The 23,260-nt window shown below is 42.1% G+C and carries 14 protein-coding genes (1 of these 14 cut by a window edge); 6 read left to right on the forward strand and 8 right to left on the reverse strand.

Annotated features, from left to right (window positions below; translation table 11 throughout):
* The 3 genes in view from PVK79_RS05465 to PVK79_RS05475 are tightly spaced (at most 3 nt apart) and all read left to right on the forward strand, a layout consistent with a single transcriptional unit that may run on beyond the window.
* A protein-coding gene (locus PVK79_RS05465; RefSeq protein ID WP_257325457.1) for a non-ribosomal peptide synthetase crosses the window boundary here: on the forward strand, nt 1–6,362 show its end. Its footprint begins 21,124 nt before the window's first position; 6,362 of the gene's 27,486 nt are visible here — the last part of the coding sequence; its start codon lies beyond the left edge, outside the window; it ends in the stop codon at nt 6,360–6,362.
* 3 nt (nt 6,363–6,365) lie between these two features.
* On the forward strand, nt 6,366–7,136 hold the full coding sequence (locus PVK79_RS05470) for a thioesterase II family protein (protein WP_257325458.1): 771 nt from the start codon (nt 6,366–6,368) through the stop codon (nt 7,134–7,136).
* Complete coding sequence (locus PVK79_RS05475) at nt 7,133–7,894, forward strand: hypothetical protein (protein ID WP_257325459.1); 762 nt, start codon at nt 7,133–7,135, stop codon at nt 7,892–7,894. The genes PVK79_RS05470 and PVK79_RS05475 overlap by 4 nt, the downstream gene beginning before the upstream one ends.
* Before the next feature lie 274 nt (nt 7,895–8,168).
* Here PVK79_RS05475 and PVK79_RS05480 read toward each other — a convergent pair whose 3' ends face one another.
* The 7 genes from PVK79_RS05480 to PVK79_RS05510 form a co-directional block, all read right to left on the reverse strand.
* Nucleotides 8,169–10,691: a TonB-dependent receptor plug domain-containing protein gene (locus PVK79_RS05480; protein WP_257325460.1), complete on the reverse strand. Its 2,523-nt coding sequence runs from the start codon at nt 10,689–10,691 to the stop codon at nt 8,169–8,171.
* 232 nt (nt 10,692–10,923) lie between these two features.
* A complete protein-coding gene (locus PVK79_RS05485) occupies nt 10,924–11,859 on the reverse strand; it encodes a GGDEF domain-containing protein (protein ID WP_338052648.1) in 936 nt (311 codons plus the stop codon).
* Nucleotides 11,860–12,096: 237 nt separating this feature from the next.
* Nucleotides 12,097–12,273 (reverse strand): hypothetical protein, encoded by a 177-nt coding sequence (locus PVK79_RS05490; protein WP_257325462.1) that lies wholly within the window; start codon nt 12,271–12,273, stop codon nt 12,097–12,099.
* A gap of 152 nt (nt 12,274–12,425) precedes the next feature.
* Nucleotides 12,426–12,863, reverse strand: a complete 438-nt coding sequence (locus PVK79_RS05495) for a hypothetical protein (protein WP_257325463.1) — start codon at nt 12,861–12,863, stop codon at nt 12,426–12,428.
* Between the two features lie 13 nt (nt 12,864–12,876).
* Complete coding sequence (locus tag PVK79_RS05500; RefSeq protein WP_257325464.1) at nt 12,877–14,649, reverse strand: S8 family serine peptidase; 1,773 nt, start codon at nt 14,647–14,649, stop codon at nt 12,877–12,879.
* 240 nt (nt 14,650–14,889) lie between these two features.
* Entirely contained in the window at nt 14,890–15,273 is a 384-nt protein-coding gene (locus tag PVK79_RS05505; RefSeq protein ID WP_257325465.1) for a DP-EP family protein, read from the reverse strand.
* A gap of 22 nt (nt 15,274–15,295) precedes the next feature.
* Nucleotides 15,296–18,514, reverse strand: a complete 3,219-nt coding sequence (locus PVK79_RS05510) for an nSTAND1 domain-containing NTPase (protein ID WP_257325466.1) — start codon at nt 18,512–18,514, stop codon at nt 15,296–15,298.
* A 230-nt stretch (nt 18,515–18,744) separates the two neighbouring features.
* On the opposite strand from PVK79_RS05510, the gene PVK79_RS05515 reads away from it, so the two are divergent.
* The gene (locus PVK79_RS05515; RefSeq protein WP_145237512.1) at nt 18,745–19,179 is read left to right on the forward strand and encodes a hypothetical protein; all 435 of its coding nucleotides are present in this window, start codon (nt 18,745–18,747) and stop codon (nt 19,177–19,179) included.
* Nucleotides 19,176–19,373, forward strand: coding sequence for a helix-turn-helix transcriptional regulator (locus PVK79_RS05520; protein ID WP_145237509.1), 198 nt, complete (start codon nt 19,176–19,178; stop codon nt 19,371–19,373). Before PVK79_RS05515 ends, PVK79_RS05520 begins: the two co-directional genes overlap by 4 nt.
* 44 nt (nt 19,374–19,417) lie before the next feature.
* Here the strand turns inward: PVK79_RS05520 and PVK79_RS05525 are convergent, their stop codons facing one another.
* Nucleotides 19,418–20,620 carry an MFS transporter gene (locus tag PVK79_RS05525; RefSeq protein ID WP_145237506.1) on the reverse strand — a complete coding sequence of 401 codons (1,203 nt, stop codon included), beginning with the start codon at nt 20,618–20,620 and terminating at the stop codon, nt 19,418–19,420.
* 447 nt (nt 20,621–21,067) lie between these two features.
* Between PVK79_RS05525 and PVK79_RS05530 the strand changes: the two genes are divergently transcribed.
* Nucleotides 21,068–23,218 (forward strand): TonB-dependent receptor, encoded by a 2,151-nt coding sequence (locus PVK79_RS05530; protein ID WP_257325467.1) that lies wholly within the window; start codon nt 21,068–21,070, stop codon nt 23,216–23,218.
* Nucleotides 23,219–23,260: the final 42 nt, after the last annotated feature.

Raw genomic sequence — 23,260 nt, forward strand, 5'->3', positions numbered from 1 at the left:
AAATTGGTGTAAAACAAGTTTTTGAAACCCCTGTATTAGCGGCGCTTGCCAAAGCTATAGAGGCAGCGGCACAACACCAGCAGTCTCAAATACGTGTGGTCAACCAAAATGATAATAGTTACCCACTCTCATACGCCCAAAGCCGTCTATGGTTTATAGACCAAATGGAACAGAGCAGCCGCAACTATAATGTGCCTGCCAATTACAGGATCAAAGGAGAGCTTAATATCAGCGTGCTACAACAAGCATTTTTGGAGTTGAGCAAGCGCCATCAAATTTTGCGTACGGTGTATCAGAATAAGCCACAAGGTCCAATGCAAGTAGTGCTTACTGAGTTCGCTGCACTAACGCTTAGAGACTTTAGCAGTCAAGCTGACCGCGAAAACCGACTTACTCAGTCATTAAATGAATTGGCTGCAACACAGTTTAGACTAGATAGTGATTTGCCAGTGAAAGCTACGCTCTTTAAGCTTGGAGAAACTGAGCATGTGTTAGCTATAGTGATCCATCATATTGCTGTTGATGGATGGTCATTTGCGATTATTGAGCGTGAGCTCTTTGCTCTCTATCAGCAGCTTTGTGAAGCGCGACCCTTGGTTTTGCCTGAGCTCGTTATTCAGTATAAAGACTATGCGGTTTGGCAGCATCAGAGTGAGCAGCAAGAAGCATCACAACTAGCTGAACACTATTGGAAAGTAGAGTTGGAAGGCGCGCCCAAGTTGCATAGTTTACCTTTAGATAGGCCCCGTCCGGCTGTGCAATCCTTTAAGGGAGATCGGGTGATAACCGAGCTAAATGCACAGATAAGTGACGCACTTAACATGGTTGCTAAACAACACGGGTGCTCGATATTTATGGTCTTGGAGTCACTCTTTGCAGTGCTCGTTGCACGGTATAGTGGTACTGAAGATATAATGATTGGTACTCCTGTAGCTGGTCGAGACCGTGAAGAGGTTGAGCCGTTAGTTGGTTTCTTTGTGAACACTCTGGTATTACGCAATCGCTTATCACTGCAAGAAGGTTTTGCCCCGAACCTAGTACAACAAAGTAGTATGATCCTCGATGCCTTTGAACATCAAGCGATGCCATTTGAGCGTTTAGTTGAGGTTTTAAGGCCTGAGCGAAGCTTGAACCATTCGCCGCTGTTTCAAATTTTATTTGCGCTACAGAACAATGAGTTCGATGAACTCAGTGTTAAGGACTTAACGATCGATCCAATGGGATATGACCGAGATACCAGTAAGTTTGATCTCAAGTTATCAACCATTGAAAAGCCTACAGGAGGTATCGTTCTAGCTTGGGAATACAATTGTGAGCTGTTCGATAAACACAGCATCAGCCGCATTGCACGCAGCTATGAAATGCTTACTAAAGCTGTTCTGGCAGAGCCCGAAGCGCCGCTTGATAAACTCAATATCATCGCTCCGGTTGATCTAAATGCACTGCAGCTTTGGAATGACACCCAAGTCCCCATTACGCGCTCAACTCCTTTTATAGATTGGTTTGCTCAACAAGCTAAGCAAACACCAGAGTTCCTTGCAATCGTGCAAGGTAGCCAGAGTATTAGCTACCGGGATTTAGATCAGCGAGTTAATCAGTGGGCTCATTTACTGATTGATAAAGGGGTAAAACCTGGGGATATTGTTGCTATCAGTCTAGAAAAGTCAATTGAGCTTATTACCTGTATGTTAGCAGTATTGCGAGCGGGGGGGGCCTATTTGCCTATTGATCTTGAAAATCCACAATCTCGCATTGACTATTTAATTCAAGATTCTGGAGCGTTGTGCGTCATTACCTCTGAGAGCGATGGCGACAAATTTACCTCCTATCCTTGCTGCTTTATTGACAGCGCGTTATTACAGCAACAATTGGCGCAGATGGCTATAAATGCTCCCGTAGTGGACGTTTCAAGCCTGATGCCTGCCTATGTGATTTACACATCAGGATCTACGGGGCAGCCAAAAGGTGTAATGGTAAGTCACGGCAATATTGCAAACTACTTAGCACAAGCATTGGATAGTTATTTCACTACTGACTTACAGGGTTCAGTTTTAATGAGCTCAGTAAGTTTTGACGGCACTATACCCAATATTTATTTACCATTACTAAGTGGCAAAACTGTCTATCTCGCGGACAATGACAATTTATATTTTAGTGCAGCACAAATACTCACCGAAAGTCCAGCGCCGCTTTACCTTAAGGTGACACCGACGCAAATCGGGGTTGTGTTGTCACAGCTGAAGTATCCACTTGAACAGCAGCACACACTGATGATGGGAGGAGAAGAGTTTACTATCCAGACTTATGAACAAATTAAGCGGCTACTGCCAAATGCGAGAATATATAATCACTATGGCCCAACAGAAACTACAATAGGTTGTTGTTTCAATGATGTCACCACAAAGCCTAAGGGGTCTGCACTCCCATTGGGTAGACCAATAAGTAATACTCGACTTTATGTGTTGGATGAGCATTTAGCGCTCGCACCAGTTGGTGCCGTTGGTGAGTTATATATTGCTGGTGCAGGAGTATCCTTAGGTTACTTGGGCGCTTCAAGTGAACAAACTCAACAGCGTTATCTATCTGAGTATGGTAATCCAGGTCAACTCATGTACCGTACGGGCGATCTAGTACGTTGGTTAAATGATGGTACGGTTATGTACTATGGACGAAATGATGGTCAAATTAAGCTCAATGGCTATCGTATTGAAACCGCTGAGATAGAGTCTTGTCTGCAGCAGCTTGATGAAGTGACCCAAAGCTGTGTGGTATTGAAGCAAGATCCACAAGGACAAGCTATCCTCATCGGCTATTATTGTACAAGTTCTGGAATAGATGAAGCTCAGTTGCAGGCACATATCGCGGCGCGTTTACCTGGGTACATGGTTCCCCAAACGTGGATGTTATTGCAGCAGTTACCGCAGAATATAAGCGGTAAAATTGACCGCAAAGCACTACCGCAACCCTGTTGGCAGTCAGCATCGGTATATCGATCGCCAGAGACCGTGATGCAAAAGCAAATGGCTAAAATTTGGCAAGCTTTACTAATGCTGGACAAAGTGGGTTTAGACGATAACTTTTTTGCGCTTGGTGGTCATTCGTTGTTGGCGATCCAGTTAGTATCAAGACTTCGCGATGAGCATGAACTAGAAGTACCGGTGCGCGCTATCTTTGAAGCGTCAACCCTTGAACAATTTAGTACTAAGGTCGCGCATTTGTCAGGAAAGCCTCAGATGAGCGCTATTACAGTGCTGGCACACAGTAATCCTTCACTGGTGTCGTATGCTCAGCAACGACTATTGTTTATTGCCAAGACAAACCCTGACTCAAGCTTATATAACATGCCGTATCCTTACGAATTAACTGGAACGCTAAATATCAGTGTGTTACAGCAAGCGCTGAATGTGTTGGTGCAACGCCAACGAAGTCTAAGAACTCGGTTCATTTTGGGCAGTACTTTGTTGCAGTATTACGCTGAAGATAGCGAGATAGTTATTGATCAAGTCGATCTCACTGGTAAAAATGAAAGTGCTAAAGCGCAATGGTTGACAGCTACTTCAACGGCTCTATTTGACTTAAATAGTGATATGCCTTTTAGAGTGCATTTAGCCAAACTTGGTGATGATCATCACTTAGTCAACTTTGTATTCCATCATGTGATCTGTGACGGTTGGTCTATCTCTCGATTCTGGCAAGAGCTAAGCGAAATATACCGAGCAATTAGCAACCAAGGCATACCGCAGTTGCCGGCTCTGGTTGTACAGTACCGAGACTATGCCGTTTGGCAGCGAGAGTGGCTCAGTGGTGATAACCTCGAACAGCACAGTCAATACTGGCGAGCACAACTGCAAGATAGTCCTGCGGTGCACAGTATTCCGCTGGACTACCCGAGGCCGAAAAAGCAGTCACACCGTGGCCACTTTATTGGCAGTGAAGTGGATAAACAGACGTTACAGGCACTTAAGAGGCTTTCTCAGCAGCAAGGTGTAACTCTCTTTATGACACTGCAAACGGCATTTTCTGCGTTGCTAAGTGCTTGGAGTAATGAAGACGATATCGTTATGGGAACGGTTGTGGCGAATCGTACACACAGAGACGTCGAGGACTTAATCGGTTTCTTTGTAAATACCTTGGTGTTACGTAACCAGTTCTCCGATAATCCTAGCTTCGTTGAGGCGCTTAATGCTAGCAAGCAGATGCACTTAGATGCACAGTCGCATCAAGATATGCCATTTGAATTGTTGGTTGAGCAGCTGCAGCCAGAGAGAAGTACTGCGTATCATCCGTTGTTCCAAACTCTTTTTGTGTTACAGAATAATCAAGAGGTAAACCATAATCTTGGCGATATAATAGTAACAGACGTGCAGCGCTCAGTTGATTCTGATGTTAAATTTGACTTGTCTTTGACCGCATATGAGTCAGAGTCAGGGCTTTATTTTACATGGGGATATTGCCGCGATCTGTTCAAACAGCAAAGTATTGAAGTTGCAGCTAAAGCTTTCAATAAATTATTAGAAGCAATTGTTGCAGAGCCGGAACTCGGGATTTTCGAGCACCATTTGAGTGACGAAATAGTAGTGCAACCAGCTGTCAGTAATGACCTTAAAAGCCAGACCATAGTGACGGCTATTCAAGCCGTTGCTGCACAAGAAAGCGACCGTACCGCCGTAGTTTGTGGTGATCAATCATTAAGCTATACACAGTTGTGTGCAAGATCACAGAAACTGGCAAAGCAGCTTGTCAAGTTATGCGTTGGTCGAGGCGATACAGTGGCGGTGTTATTTGATCGCTCATTGGATTTACTGGTTGCTCAGCTGGCTATAATGCAAGTGGGTGGCACCTATGTGCCACTTGATCCAACAGCACCGAAAGAACGCTTGGAATACATTGTGTCGGATGCACAATGTCGTTTTGTACTCAAATCTGAAACGCTGGACTTATCGCTATCAAAACAGTGTTTCACTTTAGCGCAATTGCCAAGCCCAACCGAGCATACTGATATTGTTAACCTCAGCCTAAGTGATGATTTAGCATATATTGTTTATACCTCCGGTACTACTGGTCGTCCGAAAGGCGTGAAGGTGAGTCATAAAGCGGTTTACTCTATGTTATCACAGGTTACCTTTGGTTCTTTTGATAGTAATACGAGAATGTTGCAGCTGCTATCTTTGGCATTTGATGCTGCTGTATTGGAAACTTGGGCACCATTGGTGCACGGTGGTGCAGTCGTGTTCTACCCAGACCGACACGTTGCAATCGATAAGCTCCATAAGGTTATTGTCGACAATGAAATCAATACCATGTTGATTACGCCTGCTCTATATGAACCTTGGTGTGAGCAGCTGACTGGTTCATGTGGTATCCAAAACTTATTAATAGGGGGCGATGCATTCCCTAATAATGCTGTAAGGCGTCTATTTGAGCTTGACCCAGATGTTCAAGTTTACAACCTCTACGGTCCGACAGAAAATGCTGTTGTCTCAAGCTTCTACAAGGTACCGAGAAACATATCAGCAGAGCGAGAGATTGCCATCGGTCAGCCCGTTGTCGGAACGCAGTGTAGTATCCGAAATGCCATGGGTAAACTACTACCGCCTGGATTTATTGGTGAGCTTTGTTGGCATGGGCACAACCTTGCTGAAGGGTATCAAAATGATGTAGAGGCCACAGCCAGCGCATTTGTTTATGATCAAACGAACCAAGTTCGCTATTACCGAAGCGGTGATATAGCTCGCATGGGTATGGATAACCAAATTTATTTCAAAGGACGAAAAGACTCCCAGGTAAAATTGCGTGGATTTAGAGTCGAATTGCAAGAAATAGAACGTCAGTTTGAGCAGCATCCTGATGTGCGCCAAGCTGCGGTGTTGGTAAACCAGGAGGCACAGGCTCAGCCTACGTTATGTGCCTACTTATGTTTACAAACAGGGGGGGACGATTCAAGCTTAATGCAGGCGTGGCAACAGATCCGTAAAGAACTACCTAGTTACATGGTGCCGAGTCACTTTGCGTTATTACCTACAATGCCAGTAAACTTTAATGGTAAACGTGATGATAAGGCATTACGGGCTATGCTTGTGAAAGAATGTCCTCAACAGCAGTATACAGCACCTGAAACAGGCACTGAAAAGCAGCTAGCAGACATTTGGGCTGCGATGTTTAAACTGGAGAGAATAAGTACTACCAGTAATTTCTTTGATCTCGGGGGGCATTCGTTAATGGCAATGCAGCTAATAGCAAACATCAATGAGAACTTTGATCTGGTGCTTAATGTGGCGGATCTATTCGAGTTAGGTGATATTGCGAACATGGCAAAAGAAGTAGACGAACGATTAGATGATCAAGAGAGTGGATGGTTATAAACAATGCTAGATAAACAATACTATTTTACACCAGAGCCGTTAATGAACCCTCGAGCTCGGATTTTCTGTTTCCCGTACGCTGGAGGGACCAGTAGCATCTACTACAATTGGGCAAAGTACTTTCTACCGCATAATATTGAAGTAGTTGCGATTAACTTACCTGGTAGAGGTGCCCGTTTTGCAGATCCATTTGATGTCAGTATCGAAGATGCTGTAACCAAGGTGCTAAGTGAGTTCGACGATCTTTTTAATAGACCATTTTATCTATATGGACACAGCAATGGAGGATTATATGCTTACGAATTAGCCAGTCAGTTAGCAAAGGCAGGCCGGCTTCATAACTGTAAACATTTGTTTATCGGAGCTAAAGCAGCACCAAGGAAGCGATATTGCCGTGAGCCATTACATTTGCTGTCTGATTCTGCATTCCGCCAAGCTCTGCGTGACTTAGGCGGTACACCTGAGGCTTTGTTAGCGGATCAGCAGCTGCTGGATTTGCTATCACCTATGCTCAGGAGTGACTTTCGCCTTGGTCACGAGTATATGCATACTGAGCCTGAGCATTGCCTAAGTGCGTTACCAGCGACCTTGATTTATGGTACAGGTGATAAGGATGTGGGAAGTAAAGAAGTATCAGGTTGGCAAGAACTTTTGCCTGCGGCGCAATTACATGCAATCGAAGGCGAACATTTTTTTATTCATCACCAGCAAGCAGAGCTTATAGATAGTTTGCTAAATAAGATGAGCGCTAAAACTCAAGGGATAGAGAGATGAGAGTATTATACGTAACGGTCATAGCTGTGACCTTAATGGCTACTTTAGTAGCCCCAATAAGAGCAAAATCTATCGAGGAAGAAAACAGCAAAATCATGGAAAAATCACAACTAAATATTTTATATATGGGGAATAGCCATACTAAAAGGCATAATGTTCCTGAGTACGTTAAAGCGATAGTGGAAGCGGCCAAGCCTGACGTGAAAGTGAACTCCCTAATAGCACCTGGGATTCTATTTTTAGATCAGCGCTGGAATCATGGACCGAGTCGTAAAATGCTTAAAGATAAAAAGATAACTCACGTTGTTCTGCAAGCGCAAAAATATTCACAAAGCCGTAGGAAGTTGTACTCCACTAAAGAGGCAAAAAAGCTTGTGTCGCTTGCAAAAGAGCAGGGTAGTCAAGCTATTTTATTTCCAGAGTGGGGGCAAAGAGGGCGTCAATGGGAAGGACAGTATGTACATGACATCTATGCGGGTATTGCCAATGAATCCGGCGCTTGCTTGGCGCCTGTAGGCCTCGTATGGGATCATTTTTTATTGTCACATAAGTTGGGGTTACATGATATGGATGGTAATCATGCTAATGAAAATGGAGCATACCTTACTGCTATTGTATTAGCGCAAAGTATTTTGGAAACACCAGCTGTTGAATTTGATAACTCCGTTATAGCGCCTGTCGATGTAAAAACACAAGAATTCATGAGGGATGCGGCAGCTAAACTGTATAAGTCAGGGTTCACTCAATGCAAGCTTTAATTTATAGAGTACTGAGGTTAGTTTAAAAAGTGTGGCCGACCAAGTATATTTAGTTTTATTATTTGGCGGTTTATTGTTAATTTGGTGAGAGGCTGAATCTCACTTTGATGTGTTACGTTTGAGCTTAATACTTGAATTCAAGAGTGGAAGATATACGCTACTACAGGTTAATTATTATATTAGTGATGTGTTCGCTTATATGAGGGCGACTTAACCTGAGTACGGGGGAATTATGAAAAAACCGGTGACAGCAAACCTGTCACCGCCAAACTACTTAAAAGTTGTAGCTAATACTACCGTAAACAAAGCGACCATCTAAACTATATGGCGTGAACCCGCTGTAAGTGAAAATTTGGTTGAAATCACTATAACCAATATTACTTACCGTATCTTGCGGGTACTGATCAAATAGATTGTTAGCACCTAAAGCAAGTTTCCATTGCTCGGTTGGGCGATACGCTACTTCAATATCAGTGAGCCACTTCGCCTTAAGAAGCTCATCACCCTCAGCACTACTTGAGGTATCAACTACTTCACCATAGCGAGTTGCACGAAGCGTGGCCTGTATATTTTCATAATCCCATGTTGCAGACAGGTTCCATTTATCTGCTGGTGTGCCTTTTTCGAATCGAGAAATTTCACGTCGTGCAAAGTATTGATATCCATCACCTAACGCTTCGAGTTCTGGTGGATTGTCTTTCACATGAGTAACTTCTGTATCGTTAAAGTTTACAGCGGCACTTAAGCGTAAGTCACCATAATCAGCTAAACCGAGTAAATAGGTGGCAACAATATCAACCCCTTGAGTACGCGAATCGATAGCATTGGTAAAGTAGCGCACACTTTGAGTATTGAGCTCAGCTGCTTGTTGTAAAATAGCTTCAACAGCAGGGCCTTCTAAGTTTTCAGAAAGCACAATGCGATCATCAATATCGATACGATAAGCATCAAGCGTGAAGCTAAAATTACCTTCTGTGAAGATAAAGCCAGCGGTCATATTGACAGACTCTTCAGCGTCTAAATCTTTTGCGCCAAGCGCTTTGGCAGCAGGCTCACTACTTGGAAGTAATCCGACTTCTCTAGGTACACCATTTTCAAATACAGTGCTGACTGATTTATAAGATGTTTGTGCAAGAGACGGAGCTCTAAAACCACTACTGATAGCACCACGTAACGATAATGAAGGAGTAATGCTATAGCGGCTGGCAAGTTTCGCTGTAAAAGTACTGCCAAAGTCACTATAGTCTTCAAATCGACCCGCTAGCACAGCATTCCAATTCTCAGTGAGGTAGGTATCAAATTCAGCAAATAGGGCAATGTTATGGCGGCTTTTATCAGTTGCACTATCCGGTGAAAAACCTGATAAAACTTGTGCGCCACCGGCGGCAACAGGCACGCCTTGTGCATCAAGCACCGTTAAATAAGAAGCTTGTTCACCGGCTTTGATTTGGTAGTTTTCATGGCGATATTCAGTACCAATGGTAACAAACACGTCATCAGGCAAGCCTAAGTCAAAGCTATTGCTGGCATCCATGTTAACAAGGAATTGTTCATACACTAATGCGCCATTATCAAACTCTGTCGGACTGTTAGCACCCATAGAGGTATTGATGCTATTGCTAACACCTAAGGCAAAATCATTGCGACCATAATTAGTGCTGATATCCCATGTCCAATCATTACTAACCCCATTTAAACCGATAGCAAACGAATAGTCGTCAACATCAGTGTCGATGTTTGGTAAAAACCCATCTGGATAAACGCTTGGCACATTACGGTTGTCTTTGGCACGACGATAGAAACCACCTGAGTTACCTTTGCGATTTGAATAACTGGCAAAAGAGTAAAGTGATAAGTCATCACTAAAGTCGTAGCCAAGATTATAAAATAGCGCGATATCTTCAACATCGGCTTTACCAAAGCGGTGATTATAACGGTCAAACGTCAGCTCTTTTGGATCAAGCGCGCCGTTTTCATCACGATTATATTGTTCTCGCTCATCAATACCTGAGCGGTTAGTTGGCTCGTTGTTACGGGTTTCAATTGAGATATTGATAAAGCCATTCTCGCTAAGTGAAAAGCCCGCATTGGCACTTGCAGTTCGGGTAATACCATCGTTAACGCGGCGGTCATCACCTTTAACAAAACCAAGCTTACCTTGCGAGTCGATGATTGTTTCTTTTAACTGTGCAGAGCCTGCCATTTGCGAATCATATTGACCGTAAGTGTAGCTTACACTACCGCCTTCATCGGCATCTTTGAGTACAATATTAATCACACCAGCAATGGCATCTGAGCCATATTGAGCCGCTGCACCATCACGTAATACTTCGACGCGCTTAATCGCAGAGGTTGGAATATTATTTAAATCAACAGCCGTAGAGCCGCGGCCAACTGTGCCACCTAAATTCAATAAAGCACCTGAGTGACGGCGTTTACCATTGACAAGTACTAAGGTGTGATCGGGAGCTAGGCCTCTTAATACTGCAGGTTTTGCATGGTCAGTACCATCAGCTAGGGTTGCACTTGGGTAGTTAAAGCTAGGTAATTGGGCTGCAAGCACTTGGCTTATTTCTAGTTGGCCTGTGGTTGCTAGATCACGACTGGTTAGCAAGTCTACAGGAACTGTACTTTCCGACAGGCTGCGTAAACTACGACGTGTGCCAGTGACCGAAATAACTTCAATATCTTTTACTTCGTTTTCGCTAGTTGGTTGCTCTGCTGCAATGGCACTTACTTGAAAAGCAAATGTACTGCATATTGCTAAATGTAGGGGCAGTTTTTTTAAGTTAGCCATATAGTAATCCCTTGAGTATGTTGATTTTAACCAACAACATTTTACTAATAAAATGTTTACTCAACAAAGAATAGATCAGAATACCATAGTAGCAATGTACCTTAATTGTTAATATTTTGCTTCTTATGTAACTGTTAGTATGTTTTATTTACAAGTTGCAGTTTACGGTTCTGTCTGCAAAAAGTAATAGCGAGCTGTAACTTATAGACAAATGATTGACCGTTATAGCGTATTAAGCACTAATACTAATTTTATTTCTGCCGTCAGATTTTGCTCTATATAAAGCCGTATCAGCGGCACATATTAGCGCTTCGCAGGTGCGGTATTGGTTATCAAATTCGCAGGCAATACCTTGGCTCACACTTACTTTAACTTCTGGCGGTAGGCCAATATCAGTAAATGACATCGCATTAATTTGTTGCTGAATATGTCTGGCAACAACAGCAGCACTATCATGGTTGCAACGTGGCAGAATAACAGCAAATTCTTCACCGCCATAGCGAGCGGCTAAACAATCTCTTGATGGTATACATTGCAAAATAACCTTGGCTATTTTTTGTAAGCACTTATCGCCTTTAATATGGCCGTAGGTATCGTTGAACCTCTTAAAATGATCGACATCAATTAATATACTAGTTAATGGCTGGTGGCTTTGAATACTTTCTTGCCAGTATTGTTTTAATGATTCATCTAGCGTGAAGCGATTAGCAAGCCCAGTTAAATGATCTGTTGATGCTTGTACTTTTAATTTATTATATATTGCTTTGTGAATACTTAAATCATGTAATATGCATACATAAAGTTTTTGCGCTGACGCAATGCTTGAAGGCATATTAGAAATAGATAAGTCGGCCTCAATTATATTGCCATCCGCTTTATTTATTTTTACTTCATTAGGACCAAAGTTAAGGCGAGTATCTTTTATATCTAACCAGTTTAGTAACGTATACATGTATTTATCACGATCAGTTTCGTGTAAAAATTGTAGCAAGCTTTGCCCAATCAGCGACTGCTGAGAGTCACCTAAAAGCTGCGCCGCCATCGGGTTAACAAACTCAAACGTGCCTTGCTCATCGATAACAAAAATGCCTTCGGCGGTACCATTAAACAGTTCAATCAAGGCACCAAACTGTAAGTGAGAAAGACAGGCAGAAAGGGTTTTGCCAATAGCAGCTGATTGCTTATTTGCATTAAGTGTATGGTTGTTAGTATTTGTTTGCTTAGACACGTTTGATCCCTACGCTTTGCTATACGTTTTTGGTGTCTATAAATTTACTTAAAAAAGTGCAAATAAACCTTCTGGTAACCTTCTGGTTTTAAAGTGTTGATTTTTATTGTTTTATTTTTTAATTTGCACAGATTTTTAACTAACCTGTGCAAAATATTCAGGCGTTATTAGCCCGTTTTAGTCCGGTTCTCTGTTATTTTCAACTTGTGGATCCGGGCTTAAGCCCAACTCTCGCAGGTCAAACCTTGCTTGTTTTACTGTTGGCTCTTGCGCTAACTGTTGCACTCGTTGCTGAAGATTATCAGCGGTAGTTGTTACAACAACAATATCGCCTACGTGGTGTTTTAGCTGCAAGTCATAACGTGTTGCCAGGTTGGTAAAATAAGTTCCTCCCTATATAACGTTATTTAGTAATGATTGGCGTTAAGGTGTCTGGCTTATAAAAAAATTGCACAGGAATAAATCAGCCCTGTGCAATTTAAAAATCAATAATTAAGCGTTGTTAATTAATTTTCTTTTTCATTTATAACTTGAGGATCGGCGCTTAAGCCTAACTCACGCAGGTCAAACCTTGCTTGTTTTACTGTTGGCTCTTGCGCTAACTGTTGCACTCGTTGCTGAAGATTATCAGCGGCAGTTGTTACAACAACAATATCGCCTACGCGGTGTTTTAGCTGCAAGTCATAACGTGATGCCAGGTTGGTAAAGTCGGCATCTGTCGTTAATTGTAGTAACACTTCGCCGGTGAGTTGCAGGCCAGTACCGCTTTGGCTATCAGTAATAATATCGCCAAGCTGTAAGCTATTTGCGTTGTTGGGTTGATTGGCTAAGCTGGCGAGTATCGAAGCGCCGGGTGTTATATCTGCTGTTGAACCGTGTGCGTGTGCCAGTGAGGTTATGCTCACGGCAAGGGTAAGTACTGTAATAAAAATATTCGTTTTCATAAAAATTCCTTTATTAGTGGCCGTAAAAACGCAGAGACCAAGATAGCAGCGTGCCATCTACACTATTATTGGTTTCGTTCATGCTGAGTAAGCCCGTTTGCTCACTGTAAAGTAAGGTTTGGCTAGTGCCATTGTCGGTATCAATTAAGCGAATTTTCCACTGTCCGGCTGCCGATTCACCATAAAAATGTTGGCTTAATAATAGTGCGTTTTGCACTGGGGTATCGGCCGCGTTTATTAACCCTGTGCGTGGGCTTAATAGGACACTGCGAGTACCTGATGGAGAAATAAGCTCAATGGCAAGGTCACGCATACGTGCATGGTCAATAGATAGCTTTAACTGCACAGCCTCAATGGTTAGATTATCAGTGATTGCTAGAGTATCTTGCACACCGTTTACGTTAGCATCGGGTATAGTGAGCGGTGTGTTTTTACTATGCCAGTTTGATATGTGTAATGCCGGTAATGACGATGTGGTGTTTTGAGCCATCGTTACAGCAGCATCAACATCGATTGCGCCTAAGCCATAAAAAGTGTGAAAGTTGTATCCCGCCGCATTTTGCTGCCAACCAGGGATGGCATTGTAGCGGGTTGCATCACCATAATTATCAGTAAAATTAATATCAACACCGGTATTATTGGCATCCAGCTTACGCGCTGTACTGGCGAGTATATGTTTAATGGTTCTGGCATCGAGTTGCGGGTTAGCCGACATAACAAGCGCAATAGCGCCCGATGTATTGGCAGCTGCCGCAGAGGTGCCATACATTGCTGCGGTGGCATCGCAGTGGCTATCTAGCCCGGTGTTTTGAAGGGGGTTGTCCGTTGTGCTGTCGATGGTATTAAAACCAGCATTACAGCCGCTAATATCTGTGGTAACAATACCCGCTTGGCTTTGAGCGTTTTCACCACCGGGGGCGGTTAAAAATACATTAGCACCTACAGAAGAATACGACGCTAATTTACCGTTAGCGTTATAGGCCGATACCAGCATATTCCAAAAACTGGCGTTATCCGCACTTAAATTAGCGTTATGAAATGGTAAGCCCGCGTTATTAAATTGTTGTTGCTGCTCATACGGGAATACCTGAAATTGTGTATCGCCAATAAAAGTAGTGTATTGGTAAAACGCATTACCCGCCGACTTTACAAATAATGCACCTAAACTGTTGTTACTGTTTAAGCTCACTTGCTGCATTACGCGCTCTTTTAATTGTAGGCTAAGGGCGTGCTCTGCATCAACATTGGTAAATAATGCCGGTTTGCTACTATAGCTTTGGTTGTAAACGCGAGAGTTTGCAGAGCCGGTTAATGGCATACCATGAGATTGCAGCCAATTACTTGTAGATTGTGCATCAAGGTAATTAAAACCGACTATGTTCGCCTGCGGCGCAACACCACGCCCACCGATATTATTATTTGCTTGCGCGGCAATAATACCAGCCACAGCGGTACCGTGACCGGTGTTATCGGTTGGGGTCGCAGTGCTGGTTAATAAATTAAGTGAGCCTGCGGTGACATTATTGACTAAATCAGGGTGACTAAGCTCGATCCCGCTGTCTATGATAGTGACAGTAACGCCATCACCTCTAATACCTTGCATATCGGTATTAAGTAAATTTAAATCTTTGCCAGCAACCGTGTCTGTAGTAAAGCTATTTTGACCCGTGTTATTTAAATGCCATTGGTAAGGCGTTAGTGGGTCGCTATTGGTTAAGTTATCTGCAGCTAGGCTGCTAAATGCACCGAGTAGGCAGCTGCTTAGCAGCGTTTTTTTAATATACATAAATTATACAATCCTTATTTTATGTTGTTTTTTGATCTATAAATCAATCTATTAGAAGATTGTTTCGTATATTAAATTAATAAGCAATTGAAAGTTTAGGTTTTTATTATAGAGTAATAATAAAAGGTGATTATTAATAATGCTGCTTCGTATGTGTTAGCGTTAAGGTGTCTGGCTTATAAAAAAATTGCACAGGAATAAATCAGCCCTGTGCAATTTAGAAAATAAAAATAATTTTAATTAAACTACGTCTTCATTTTTAACTTGCGGATCAGCGCTTTCATAGGCTTTGCCATTGCACTCAACGTTAAAAACTAAACAGGCTGTGCCTAGGTTTTCATCAGTGTCGATAATGGTAATTGTACGGCCGTTATCGTTTACTTTAAAGCTGAAGTCTTGGGCGCAAGGCGTTTCTTTATTGATATCGGTGATAGTGGCGCCAGTAAATAAAAAGCCTTTAGTAAGCGTTGCTTCATCTAAACTATAAATGCCCGCGGTTTCGGTTCTTACAACTCCGCCGCCTGTCACTTCTTTTTTATCTATAAAGTATGTAAAGTTAGCTTCGTCGTCACTGCCTAGTACAATTTTAACTGTAAAGTGAATTTGTTCTTGAGTGTTATTCATATTATTCCTTTTGTATTCATAGTTATAGTTGAAAGTTGGTAATGCCTAGTTTAACTAGGCGTGATTTTATTCTGGGTATCTCGTTTGCTCTATTTAAGCAAGTGTATGCCTGCATAAGTGGGTAAGTTATGTTTACGCTTTGGGTTGTTCTTTCCATTTCGGACATAGTAACTTGTGCTTGTTTACAATAGTTGATTCGATCTTTTATATTTCCCGCTAACTTTGCTTTTATTAAATTTATTTTTGTTAAAATTACTTTGTTTTCTGTCTTACCTTCAAGTTGGTGTAAAAACTTTTTTACTTTTTTCCAAGCGTTTTTTTTAACGAAGTAGTTAATGAGACTAATTTGTGTGTTCACTATTTTTTTATCAGAAAATTTTTCATGCTCTATAAAATTAATAATATTTTCAATTTCTTCGTTCTCATTTGTACTATTAGATAGTAATAATTTATTCGCTAGAAATTGATGATACATACGCTGAAAATTTTTATTTTTTGGGTCTTGTAGTCTAGCCATATCTATTGTCTCAAAGGCTAATTGTGCTTTTATATAAGAATGCTGTTTATCTGAAAAAAAGCGGAGTAAATAGCTATGTTGATGATAGGTATTAGCTAAATCATTTAACAAGCTGGCATCATGAGGATATTGTATCAGTAATTCTCTTAATTCTTTAGATACACTTTCTAACATGGCTAATGCAGCATTAAAGTGGCCTAAATTCTCTTCAGTACTGGCGAGCCAACTTAAAGTATCGGCTTTATCGCGTAATAAATCTTTGTTGTTGGGTTTAAGCTCAAGGGCTTTGTTTTTAAGGGCTAGCGACTCTGTAAAGCGTTGTTTCGCGCCAGTGTAGTTAAATTGCTTTAAATACAAAGACCCCAATGAATTATGTGAATATGACAACTCCATAATGGAGTTAAAATCATTGGGTGCTAGGGAGTACATTGTTTCACTATAGGCTTGGTATTTTTTAAACATTGGCTCTGTGGCAGCGTAATCACTTTTATCATAATGAAGTTGCCCTAACCAAAAGGCATTGGCACCCGCAAGCGTAAGTAACTCTAAGTTGCTAGGTTGGGTTTTTAATAATCCCTCAAGTCGGGTGCGGGCGCTCTCAAACGCGGTAAATGCTTCGTCGGTTTTACCGCGGGAATAGGCCACTTCCCCCATTGCCTCAAGGGTTTGTGCATATTGAAAGCGGTTGTTAAATTCGGTTTTTTGGTCTGTAAAGCGAAAGAGAGAGTTGTCCTCATCAGCTTGATTAGTAAAATACTCCAGCGCTTTATTGCTAATGCCATCGAGCAAATCCATACGTTTAACGCTACGCAGTTTATCGGCAAATTCACCCACCATAAAACCAAGTAGGCTTTCGGCTTCTAAGCGTTTTTGCTGCGCGACTTGCTCGGCGTGGTAGCTGCGTACGCTCATAAAGGTGGCTATAAAACTGAGTAAAATAAGTGCAACCGCGGTGGCTTGTAACACTCTTTTTTTACGTTTTGCCCTGCGGTTTGATGCTTTAATTAAACTCAGTTCAGCAGCACTGAGGCTAAACATCGGGTTATTTATAAGGCTTTGTGCTTCTTGTAACGGCTTGCCCTGCGCTAATAAAAAGTCGGCATGTTTTTGCTCGTTTAACCAACGCTCGGTGGCGATTTGTAAGCGACTTTTAATGGCTAAGCTTTGTTGGTGTTGGTTTATCCAGTCTATGGCGCGTTGCCACTGACGTAGTAGTGCTTCGTGTGCCAAACTAAAACAGGCTTGCTCGTTTTTAAGGTGCGACACAAATAAGCGGCTATCGACCATCGCTTGTGCAAGTTGTGTTTGTGCAGGGGTGGTGAGTTCATCCCAACGGGCTGCGCGGCTGGTGAGGGTTTCGCCATCAGCGTGCAGGGTAATTAGTTTTGATAATACCAAGCTCAGCTGGGCTTGTTGTTGCTTGGGCAGTTGTGTAAAAACGTGCTCAGCTTTTTGGCCAATCGCGCCTTCAATACCGCCCAATGCTTGGTATTCAGAGACTAATAGCTCATCGTTTTCGCTGCGCTGTAAGTACAGTTGTTGCAAAGTGTATTGCAGCATTGGCAGGGCGTCGGGGTTATTGGCGGTGTCGTTACAGAGCATTTCATCCAGTGGTGTTTGGTGCTCAGGGTCAAGCTGCCAACTAAGCCCTGCGGCTAAAGCTGGCAGGCGGATCATCTGTTTTAATTCAGAACGCGTTGGCGGTAGCAAGTCAAAATGCGCGCCATTGGCTTTACCAGCCATTAAACTGGGTTGATTAACCACTTGGGGGTAAAAGTCATTTCGACAGGCGCTAAATATAATAATGCAGTTACTGGTGGCCAGTAACTCTATAATTGTTAAAAACTGGCTGCGCTCTTGCTCGCTAAATACTGGCGACGACAGCAATACTTCAAGGCGGTCGATAAATAAAAATAAATACGGTTTTATATGGGTTGTTTGCCCTTGCTTTAAAGCCATTTGGCAACGCTCAATAACTTGCTCAGGCGTTGAGAGTAATAACTCACTGAGGGAGTCGGCACTGATATTTGTTAAAACTGGCGCATCGTTGATTTCTAAATCAAGTAAAGTAGAGGCTAGATCGAGAAATAGCCGACCTTTACTTACGTCTGCAAAGTCGAGCAAGCAGTATGACTCAATTCGAAAGCCATCAAAGCCTGCTTCACTCATTAGTGCTGGTAATACACCTGCATTGACCAGTGATGACTTACCTGAGCCACTTGAGCCGAGCAATAAGCAAAATGCGCGGCCATAATTAATTTGCGCAGATACCCGCTGTAATAGTGTGTTTATTTGCTTGCTGCGGCCAAAAAACACCGCGGCTTCATTGGGGGTGAACGCGCTTAACCCAACAAATGGCGAATCACCTTGCCACTTACTATGGCTGGCTTTTTGCTCATCATCAAGAGGGAGCTCTATTTTGGCGATAACGCGATAGCCGCGCTTGCGGATTGTCTCTATGTATTGCGGATCACTGGCTTTATCGTCAAATGCTTTACGCAATTGCGTGATGACTTTATGCAGGGGATTATCGCCCACTGCAACTGTGCGCCAACAGTGGTTAAGGATCTCTTCACTGCTAACTAACTCTCCTTGTTTTTCGCATAATAACAATAAAACATCCATCGCTTTGGGCTCAAGTTGTTTGATTTGCGCGCCTCGTATTAAACTATTGGTGGTAGCTGTTACTTGCCATTCGCCGACAAAGAAAACGGATTTACTCATGCAGGGCTCATCATTGTTATTGTTAAAATTGAGGTTACTTCAACAGGTTTTTTTATCCTACTGCAAGCAATAAGTTAATACAATATTCTGAGTCAAACGTTAAGAATCTTAATTAAACAGTTATAGTATAGATTATGTCTAATCTACATTACTTTATGTAAAGCTTGCTTGACTTAAATGTATTCTTCAATAATACTTAGTCAAGTTTACTTGACTAAAAAGGTGAGAACATGAAACAACAAACAGGATTAACATTCAAACAACGTAACAAACTAAACACAGTTTATTTAGCAAAGTGGACTCTGGCGTGGGTTTTAACTTTGGCGCTTGCGTCATTCGGGCCATTGTTGCTGTGGGGCGAGCAGAACACGCTACTTAGTATAGTGGCAATTATGGTTAATGTTTTCGCAGGTATTATGATGATTATGGCAAATAAACGCCATTTAGCTGGTTTAGATGAATTGCAGCAACGGTTACATTTAAATGCGATGGCGATTACCTTAGGAGGGAGTTTAGTATTTGGTTTAGCATACTCAGTATTACAAACGAGCGGGGTAATTTCGTTTCGACAAGGGATTTCCCATTTAGTGATGTTTATGGGAATAACTTATTTAGTGTCTGTCGTAGTGATGAATAAACAACTTGGCGCTGAGGACGAAGAATGAAAAACCGCCTTAAAGTATTGCGCGCGGAGCATGACCTTACTCAGGCAAAATTAGCAGAGCTACTTGATGTATCAAGGCAAACGGTGAATGCTATCGAAAAAGGCAAGTTCGATCCTAGTTTACCATTAGCGTTTAAAGCAGCTCGTTTATTTAAATTAAAAATTGAAGATATCTTTCAAGATGAAGAGGTATAAATTCTACACTCTGCGTGCTTAAAGTACGCAGAGTGCAGTGCTGTTTATGGGGCAACTAGTTGCGGTTTTTGTTTACCCATTTGCAATGCACTCAGTAACCACATAATAAATCCACCAGCAAATAACACTGCGGCGACATAGCCGGTTTGATTAGGTTGCGCGCCTTGTGCAATTGCTAAGCCGCCAACCCAAGGACCAATTGCATTTGCAGTATTGAATGCGCATTGTACAAGTGCGCCAATCATTGCGTGCCCATGCGGAGATACATCCATCAACATAGTTTGAATAACTGTGCCAAGTCCGACACTAAAACCAATAAAAAATATAACCGCATAAAGTAACCAAATGTTATGGCTTGCCATTACATAAGTTGTAGCAAAAATGATTGCGCCAACAAGTGCTATACCGGTGGTTTTAAGGGGCGAATGATCCGCTGCCTTACCTAAAATATAGTTGCCCAGCGTACAACCAATACCGAACATAACCATCGCAATTGATATAGTGTAGGCTGGTGTGTGGGTGACCACTAAAATTGTATCGGCAATATAAGTATAAATGCAAAACACCCCGCCAAAGCCAACAATAATGATCCCTAAAATTGACCAAACCAGCTTATTTTTTAGTACGCTCAACTCGCTTAATAACGACGAAGGGGCTGAATTTTTTGTGTTTGGTATGAACTTTACAATTAGAATTAACGCAACAAGTGCCAGCACTGCGGTGCCCGCTAAACAATAACGCCAACTAAAATTTTGACCGACTAAAGTAACCATAGGCACGCCAACAATCGTTGCTATGGTAAGGCCCATAAATACTTTAGACATAAAGCTGGCGCGTTTATTGGCAGGTGCTATATCTGCGGCTAATAAAATGGCAACAGCAAAATAAGCTCCGTGGGGTAAACCACTTAAAAAGCGAAATAATATAAGCTGCTCTAACGAATTAGCAAATGCGCTTAAGCCGTTAAATATAAACATCATCGACACAAATAATAGCAAGGCATTACGCTTGCGCATATTTGCCGTGGTGATCATAAAAAACGGTGCACCGATCACTACGCCAATCGCATAGGCGCTAATGGTATAACCGCTTTGTGCTGGTGTTGAGGCAAATGTTTCGCTGAACAATGGCAGCATTGGCATCATCGAAAATTCCGATAATCCTAAAATAAAAGTACCCAGTGCAAGTACTAACAAAATAGCGGTAGTGCTTAGCGTATTGTTCACGACGCTAGGTTCAGGTGACATAGATAACCCTTGTAAAAAGACTGACGAAAAAATATGAATGATTTATTTAATAAAAAGCAGGAAACTGCAATTTTGAAGAACCAATTAAACCGCGATTGTATGATAAAAATAAGTCAGCGTCTTGCACTAAAAACAGTGTATTTAGAGCAGAAAATACGATTTTAGATTGCAGTGTTTTTGGCTGAATAGGAACGTTCTAATTTTCAATGACTTGATATATTCACCTTGGTTATTAAGCGGCATGCTGATGAAAAATAAATTTTCAGTGGTTGTGGCTATTTTATGTTTTTAGTGTTCTAACAGCCTTTTAAAAGTTATTAGCGTGTTTAAAATAAGAACAATAAACATCGAGTCAGAGCTTGGGGTGCGACAATTTGTCACGTGTTCAGGCAACGTCGCACACTATATACTTTGTTCATCTTAAACCTGCTGTAATTAAAGAATAAAATGAGCAACCACAATCCACTTATCAATTCACGTTATGCACTTTCTCCGTTAGCACTTTGCATCGCGAGTTTAGTTTCTCCTTACGTTCTTGCTGATGATTCAATTGAAGTGATTGAGGTACAAGGCCAAAACGTTAACAGCCATGCAAATTTAGGTTCTGCAGAACAGCTTTTAACTGAGTTGGGGGTGGATTTCTCTGCGGCAGGTGGCGTTTCTAGTTTACCTATATTAAATGGCATGATGGGCGATAGAGTTAAAGTACTGGTCGATGGCGCAGATATTACTGCGGCCTGTGGCAATCAGATGAACCCACCATTATCTTATATTTCGGCTAATCAGCTATCGTCTTATCAAGTGATTGCAGGTATTTCGCCAGTAAGCGCTGGTGGCGATAACATTGCCGGCGTTATTGTAGTAAACACCATTGCTGCGCAATATGGTGAGAGTGATACGTTAGCGTGGCATTCAGGTTATGTGTCGGCGCAGTATCGCAGTGTAAATAATGCGCAAGCGGTAGGTGTTGGCGCACGACTTGCCAGTGGCAGCTTGAGTTTAAATTATCAAGGTGCCTTTGAAGACGCTGATAGTTATGACGATGGTAATGGTGATTTAGTATTAGATACTCTATATCGTGTGCAAAATCATGCATTAACTGCAGCGCTGCGAGATGAAAAACAACAGCTAGTGGTTAAATTAACGCATCAAAAAATACCCTTTCAGGGCTTTGCTAATCAATATATGGATATGACGGATAACACCAGTTATGGCATAGTCACTCAGTATAAACGCCAGCTTGAAAGTGGTGAGTTTCGAGCGCAAATAAACTTTAATGATATAAAGCACGAAATGGGTTTTTTCAGCGCTGAAAAAACCGGCATGATGCCGATGAATACCGACGCGCAAGATATCAGTTATCAACTTAATTGGCGTTTAGACTTTGATGCTGACACTGTATTACTGCTCGGCCAAGAATACTATGGTTACCGCATTGATGATTGGTGGCCTGCGATTGAAGGCTCAATGATGATGGGGCCTAACGACTATGTAAATATTAATGACGGTGAACGCGACCGCTACACCGGTTTTGCTGAGCTGCAAAAGCAGCTAAATAACAAGTGGTGGGTCTCTGCTGGTACGCGTATTGAATATGTGCAAACGGATACCGGTGAAGTGCAGCCATATTCAGACATGGGTGATGGCATGAATGGAATGTCAGGTATGGGAAGTATGCCAGCAATGAATATGGCAGATCCAAATAAAGATGCTGCAAAAGAGTTTAATGCCATGGATCGCGCGCGCAGTGACACGCTTGTGGATGCCAGCCTATTATTACGCTACCAAATTACTAATGAAGATGAACTACAATTTGGCTTAGCACGTAAAAATCGTGCGCCTAATTTATATGAACGTTATAGCTGGGGTGTCAGCACAATGTCGACCAGTATGATTGGTTGGTTTGGTGATGGTAATGGTTATATTGGTAACCCAGACTTAGTAGCCGAAACCGCGCATACCATCAGCACCAGTTACACTAAATCGGCAAAAGATGGACAGTGGCAAATAACAGCTAACGCTTGGTATACCCAAGTAAATGATTATATTGATGTTACTGTTGTTGGCAGTACTAACCGCACAGATAAGGTATTAACTGAGCGTAATACCCTGCAATTTACCAATTTAGACGCCACACTTTATGGCACTAAGCTTGAAGGTATTATCCGTGTTGTTGATAGTAAAAATGCAGGCACATGGGATTTAACCGCCGCGCTTACTAGCACCCATGGCGAGCGTGATGACAGTGATGAGCCGTTATATCAAATAATGCCACTGCACAGCAAAATAGCCCTTGAGCAACAACTCGGTAAATGGCAAAACTCATTAAGCTGGCAGTGGGTAGATAGTAAAACGCGTGTAGATCCGCGTCGTATTGAAAATCTATCAGCCAACTATAGCTTAGTGAATTTAGCAACCAAGGCGAGATGGGATAAGCTAACAGTTAAGTTAGCAATTACTAATTTACTTGATCAGTATTATCAACAGCCGTTAGGCGGAGTCAGTATTGCTGATTTTAAAACAGATATGAGCGAAGGCTTCAGCCAATTAGCAGGACAAGGTCGCTCGGTTAATGCCGGTATCAGCTACGCATTTTAAGTAAATTACCTAAATGTAGCCATGATGTTTAGCATGGCTAAA

Origin of the sequence: Pseudoalteromonas rhizosphaerae, from assembly GCF_028885455.1 — a bacterium.
Lineage (GTDB): Bacteria > Pseudomonadota > Gammaproteobacteria > Enterobacterales > Alteromonadaceae > Pseudoalteromonas > Pseudoalteromonas rhizosphaerae.